The 6,151-nt window shown below is 68.4% G+C and carries 5 protein-coding genes; all 5 read left to right on the plus strand.

From position 1 onward, the window contains the following. Nucleotides 1-65: 65 nt before the first annotated feature. Nucleotides 66-2,297, plus strand: a complete 2,232-nt coding sequence (locus Acor_RS38660) for a serine/threonine-protein kinase (RefSeq protein WP_155341740.1) — start codon at nucleotides 66-68, stop codon at nucleotides 2,295-2,297. Nucleotides 2,298-2,337: 40 nt separating this feature from the next. After that, nucleotides 2,338-2,697: a Zn-ribbon domain-containing OB-fold protein gene (locus Acor_RS38665; RefSeq protein ID WP_155341741.1), complete on the plus strand. Its 360-nt coding sequence runs from the start codon at nucleotides 2,338-2,340 to the stop codon at nucleotides 2,695-2,697. After that, entirely contained in the window at nucleotides 2,694-3,035 is a 342-nt protein-coding gene (locus Acor_RS38670; protein ID WP_155341742.1) for a VOC family protein, read from the plus strand. Before Acor_RS38665 ends, Acor_RS38670 begins: the two co-directional genes overlap by 4 nt. A gap of 29 nt (nucleotides 3,036-3,064) precedes the next feature. Beyond that, nucleotides 3,065-4,630 carry a class I adenylate-forming enzyme family protein gene (locus Acor_RS38675; RefSeq protein WP_155341743.1) on the plus strand — a complete coding sequence of 522 codons (1,566 nt, stop codon included), beginning with the start codon at nucleotides 3,065-3,067 and terminating at the stop codon, nucleotides 4,628-4,630. A 5-nt stretch (nucleotides 4,631-4,635) separates the two neighbouring features. Further along, a partial coding sequence (locus Acor_RS38680) for an acetate--CoA ligase family protein (protein ID WP_174876258.1) occupies nucleotides 4,636-6,151 on the plus strand: 1,516 nt, incomplete at its 3' end.

The following is a 6,151-nucleotide window of genomic DNA, read 5'->3' on the forward strand; positions in this document are numbered from 1 at the left end:
CTTCGTATGAGTACACGGCGTTAGATGGCTGTTCGCGCCGAGTGCCGTAGGAGGGGGCTATTTCGGTGAGCGAGTGGACGGTTCCGGGATACAAGGAAGTAAGAGAGCTCGGCGTCGGGGGCAGTGGCAGGGTCGTACTGGCGACCTACGAGTCCACCGGCGCGTTCGTGGCGATCAAGTACCTGAGCGAGCGACTCCGTACCGACCCGGAATTCCTGGCCGGCTTCCAGCGCGAAGCCCGGCTGATGGTCGAACTCCAGGACGCCAACGTCGTCAAACTCTACGAATACGTCCAGTCCCCGTACGGCGACGCCGCCATCGTGATGGAACTCGTCGACGGCGTCCCGCTCCGGCGCATCCTCGCCGAGCACGGCACCACCAGCCCGGAAGCGGCGCTGGTCGTGCTCAAGGGTTCCCTGCTCGGCCTGTCCAGCGCGCACGCCCAGGGCATCGTGCACCGTGACTACAAACCGGAGAACGTGCTCATCCAGGCCGACGGCGCCAGCAAACTGGCCGACTTCGGCATCGCGGCGCATCGCGGGGAGGCGGGGGTTCCGGCGGGGACGCCGTCGTACATGGCGCCGGAGCAGTGGGCCACGAATCCGGCCAGCCCGGCCACCGACGTGTACGCGGCGACCTGCGTGTTCTTCGAGTGCCTGACCGGGCGCAAGCCGTACCGGGCTGATCATCTGGCGGGGTTGCGGCACCAGCACCAGCATGCGCCGATTCCGACCATGGAGGTGCCGTCCTCGGTGCGGGCCCTGGTCGGGCGGGGGATGGCGAAGAATCCGATCGATCGTCCGGCGACCGCGCGCGCGTTCGTGGCCGATCTCGAAGCGGCGGCGGTCGCGGCGTACGGGTCCGACTGGGAGGAGCGTGGGCGGCGGCATCTGGCCGAGCTGGCGACGCTGCTGGCGCTGCTGTTCCCGCTGGCGCGGCCGGCGTCGGTGCCGGAGGTGGGGACGTCGCTGGCGCGGACCGTGCTGTCGGACCGGCTCGGGCATTTCGCGCCGAGGTTCGCGATCGGCGGGTCGCTGGTGGCGGCGATCGTGATCGCGGTGCTGGTCGCGTCGAACGGGGCCACACCGGTGTCGGAGGGGACGACGCTGCGCACCCCGCCGCAGGTCCAGACGAGTGAGCCGGTCGAGCCGACGGTGGAGGCGACCGAGGCGACCGCGGAGCCGACCGAACCGGACGAGGCCGCCGTGACCGAGCCGCCGGGGGAGGTGACCGGCACTCCGGTCGCGCAGCCGCCGGTGGTCAATCCGCCCGTATCCCCCACAGTCACGGCGACGGCCACGGTCACGCCCGCGCCATTGCGGGTGACGGGGCTGTCGATCGCGTCGTTCGACGGGCAGTCGGCCGCGTTGCGGATCCGGACGTCGGCGGCCCGGCCGGTCTCGTTACGGGTGATCTTCGCGGAAGGGCCGGACACCGCTCATCTGGTCGCGCGTCCGCCGCAGACGATTCCGCTGGCGGGGGCGACCGCGTACACGCCGGTGGTGCAGGACGCGTTCACCGCGCCGGCCTGCGGAACGACCGTGCACAGGAGGATCACCATCGCGACCGCGCCGAAGGGCGGCCCGGTGAGCAAGACGACGCGGATCAAGGGTCCGGTCTGTCCTCCGCCCGCCGTGCAGAGCGTGCTCATCGCCAGTTGGGACGGTAAGGCCGCGGGGCTGGAGGTCAAGACCGACGGTCCCGGTCCGGCGAAGGTGATGGCGACGTTCTCCCGGGACGGCAAGGCGGTCCGGACGAAGTCGACGACGATCTCAGGCAAGACGGCGTACCCGTTGAGTGTCGCCGGGGGGCTTGGGGAGGTGGACTGCGACAAGGTGGCGGAATTCGGGGTCACCGTCACCACCGATCCGGCTGCCGCGAACGGAGCGCAGACGAAGACGGTGCGGGTGTCCGGGCCGAAGTGCGCACCGCCGGCGGTCTCGATCGGGAGCTGGAACGGGACGACGGGCGTGGTGAACGTGACGTCGGGGTCGACGTCCGCGATCCAGCTGGCGGTGGTGATCACTTCGACGATCACCTACAACGAGCGCACGCTGCCGCCGTTCACGTCCAACCAGGACGCGTCGCTTTCCGGGGCGAAGGAGTACTCCCGGTCGTTCTCTGCGCAGTTCCGGCAGCCCGCGTGTGATTTCACGGACGTGCGGAAGATCCAGGTCTCGGCTTCGCCGGGGGGCGACAGCGCGTCTGACACCTTCACCATTGTGGGTCCGAAATGTCCAGAGCCGGAGCCGGAGGATTCGCCCACCCTGGGGAGCGACGGGCCGGTCATCAGCTGACCCTTGTCGGCCAACCAAGCGTGCGCTAGCTTGGCGATCGATGAGCCCCTACGCGCCTTACTGGGAGGCCTGCCGCCGCGGCGAGCTGGTCATTCAGACCTGTACGGCGTGCGCGCACCGGATCCACCTGCCCGCCGCTGACTGTCCGCGCTGCGGGTCGACCGCGCTGACCTGGGCTTCCGTGCTCGGCCACGGAACCGTGCACACGTTCACCGTGGTGCACCGGAGTTTCGTGGCGTCGCATCGGGGGCGGGAGCCGTACACGCTGGCCTGGGTCGATCTGCCGGAGGGGGTGCGGGTCTTCGGTTCGGTGGTGGGGTGCGCGCCGGAGGACGTACGGATCGGGCTGCCGGTGACGCTGACCTTCGAGGACGACCTCCCCGTTTGGAGACCAGCATGACCAGAGTGGGAAATTTCCTGATTCCGGTGGATGACTTGGGGAGGGCGGTCGCTTTCTATTCGGGCGCGCTGGGGCTTGGGGTGAAATTTCGGGATGGGGATAGGTTCGCGGCGCTTGATGGGGGTGGGGTGACGGTTGCCCTGGTCGGGGCGGAAGAGCAGGTTGCCGGGCGGGTGGGAGCGCCCTCGTACCAGGTTGATGATCTGACGGCCGCGGTGGCGGCGCTGCTTGACGCGGGCGCCGCCCTGGTCCGGGCGGCCGAGGCCGGGCCGCACGAGACGCGTGCCGTGCTGCGTGATCCGTCCGGAAACGTGTTCGTCGTCTACTCGTCGCTCTGAACCCCCGTTAAATCCCGGAAAGGCATGCCATGTCTCCGTCGCCCTATGGCAACTACGCCTACGCCGTACTCACCGCGAACGCCCTGCGCACGCCGGAACGGGTGGCGCTGACCTACTGCGGCACGCGGAGTTTCACCTACGCGGAGCTCAACCGCGTCGTCAACCGGCGGGCGCACGCGCTCGCCGAGGCCGGGATCGAGGCGGGGCAGCGGGTGGCCGCGCTGCTCAACGAGACGCTCAAAGTGGCCGAGGTCTACCTGGCGAACGCCAAACTGGGCGTGGTGACGGCGGCGCTCAACCCGTACTGGCCGGTGGCGACGCTGCAGGCGGTGGTCGAACACTCCGAAGCCACGGCATTCGTGTACGACGGCACGGTCGAAGAGGTCATCGCCCAGATCAGGCCGCAACTCCCGCAGGTCACGACCTGGATCAAAGTCGGCGGCCCCGGCGACGACGCGGTCGACCTGGACGCGCTCACCGCCACCGCGAGCCCCGCCGAACCCGAACTGTCCGGTTTCGGCGACGACCCGCTCGCCCTCTACTACACCTCGGGCACCACCGGCCTGCCCAAAGCCGTCATCCACACCCACGCCTCCTCGCTGGCCACCGCCCAGATCTGGCTCGACGTCCCCCGCTCCCCCGACTCGGTCTTCGGCACCGGCGCCATCATCTGGGGCATCGGCTTCCCCGCCATCGTCGGCCCCGCCCTGTACGCCGGCATGCGCCTCGTCCTCGAACAGGACTGGGGCCCCGCGAACTTCCTCAAAGTCGTCCCCCGCGAACGAGTCACCCATGTCTCCCAGATCCCCTCCTTCTACGCCGCCCTTCTCGGCTCCGACGACCACCTCGCCGCCGACCTCTCCTCCTTGCGAGCGATCATGCTCGGCGGCGAGCCCCTCACCGCCACCCTGCTCGGCCGGATCAAATCCCGCCTCCCCGACACGGGCGTCTTCTCCTACTACGGCCAGACCGAAGCCCCTTACACCTGCTTCGGCCGCGTCGACGACGGTTCCACCCCCCTCGGCTCCTCCGGCCGCGCCCGTACGGGCTGCGCCGTCCAGGTCACCGACCCCGCCGGAACCCGCATCACCGACCAGGTCGGCGAAATCCACCTCACCGGCCCTCATCGCATGACCGGCTACGACAAACTCCCCGACAAAACCGCCGAAGTCCTCCACGACGGCTGGTACACCGGCGGCGACCTCGGCACCCTCTCCCCCACCGGCGTCCTCACCGTCCACGGCCGCCGCGAAGACGCCATCCTCAAATCCGGCACCTGGTCCCAGCCCGCCGCCATCGAAGAAGCCGCCACCACCCTCGACAACGTCACCGAAGCCGGCGCCGTCGGCCTCCCCGCCCACCCCGACGGCCAGGAAGCCACCGACCAGAAAATCCTCCTCGCCGTAATCCCCCGCGCCGGCCACACCCTCGACCCCGAAAAGCTCATCGCAACTCTCACCGAGAAACTCCCCGCCCACCAACGCCCCGACATCATCGTCATCGCCGAATCCCTCCCCCACTCCCAAGACGCCTCCGGCGGCCCGGGCAAACTCCTCCGCCGCGAAATCCGCACCCAGTACGAGCACCTGGCCTAACCGCCATGCGAACCCCCAACGGGCCGGCTGACCGCGCCGAACCACCCGGCCCCGAACACGCAATCAAAGCCCACCTCCCCGAACACGAAATAAAATCCCTCCTCCGCGCCAACCACATCCCCGTCCCCCACGGCATCACCACCACAACCCCCGCCGAAATCCCCACCGCCGCCGCTTCCCTCACCCCACCCTTGGTCGTCAAAGCCCACGGCCCTCACCTCCTCCACAAATCCGACCAAGGCGCAGTGCGCCTCAACCTCCACTCCCCTCAAGAAGCCGCCCAAGCCGCCCAAGAAATCCTCACCCGAGTCCCCTCCATCAACGGCTTCCTCATCGAAGAACAAGCACCCCCCGGCCTGGAACTAATAATCGGCCTGACCCAAGACCCCCACTTCGGCCCCCTCCTCCTAACCGGCCTGGGCGGCATCTGGACCGAAACCCTGAACGACACCTCCCTCCGCCTCTGCCCAATCACCCCTTACGACGCCCGCACCCTCCTCAATTCCCTCAAGGCCGCTCCGCTGCTGTACGGCTATCGCGGACGACCGGCGGTTGATGTTGATGCGGTGGTCGACATCCTGCTCAAACTCGGCGGCGAGGACGGGCTCTGGCGTGATCTGTCGCTGGGCGAATTCGAGCTCAATCCGGTAATCGCTACTCCGGAGGGCGCGATCGCGGTGGACGCCCGTTACCTTCCGGCGAGGCCAATCGGGTCGAGAGCGCGGCGGCACGTGCTGAACCAGGCAGGTGCCGGACTCGGGGAGGTCCGACGCAGCATCGCGTCAGATGACCATGGCCCCGCGCGCCGGCATGAAAGCGCCCGAGAGAGCGACGAGGCAATGGCGGGCGCGAGCCAGTCCCCCGCAACGACGGGGGCAGGGCGGAGCCCTGAAGGGAAACAAAGGGTCGGTGAGTGGGAGAACCAGGCCCAACATGAAAACGACCGGGCGCAAGACCAAATAGCCGCCGGCCAGCGCGAAAGCGGCAAGGCCGATGCAGGACTGAGTGAGGATGCGAATCCCACAACGATTGGAGCCGAGCAAGGCCCCGAGCGCGATCAGCGGATGAGTGAACGCGAGAACTCCGCAACGACGGGAGCGGGGCGGAGCCCCGAGGGAGAACAGAGAGTCGGTGGGTGGGAGAACCACGGCAAGGCGGAAACGCCTGATGCCCGGCTAGCGCAACGACGGGGGCGGGCGGAGCCCGAAGGTGAACAAAGGGCGGGTGAGTGGGAAGACCACGGCAAGGCGGAAACGCCTGATGCCCGGTTAGCGCAACGACGGGGGCGGGCGGAGCCCGAAGGTGAACAGAGGGTGGGTGAGTGGGAGAAGCACGTTACTGATTTTTCGCGGTTGTTTAGGCCGCGGAAGGTGGGGGTGGTGGGGGCTTCGGCGAAGGGGAAGAAGGGGTTTGGGAGTATGTTTTTGGGGTTTTATAAGGGGGTTGGGATGGAGGTTGTTGTGGTTCATCCCAGTGCTGAGGAGATAGATGGGGTGGAGTGTGTGCGGTCACTTGAGGGGG

Source organism: Acrocarpospora corrugata (assembly GCF_009687845.1).
In the GTDB taxonomy this organism is placed as follows: domain Bacteria; phylum Actinomycetota; class Actinomycetes; order Streptosporangiales; family Streptosporangiaceae; genus Acrocarpospora; species Acrocarpospora corrugata.

Coding starts and splice junctions, on each gene's coding strand:
- Acor_RS38675 (WP_155341743.1), top strand. CDS start 3,065: ATGTCTCCGTCGCCCTATGGCAACTACGCCTACGCCGTACTCACCGCG.
- Acor_RS38665 (WP_155341741.1), top strand. CDS start 2,338: ATGAGCCCCTACGCGCCTTACTGGGAGGCCTGCCGCCGCGGCGAGCTG.
- Acor_RS38670 (WP_155341742.1), top strand. CDS start 2,694: ATGACCAGAGTGGGAAATTTCCTGATTCCGGTGGATGACTTGGGGAGG.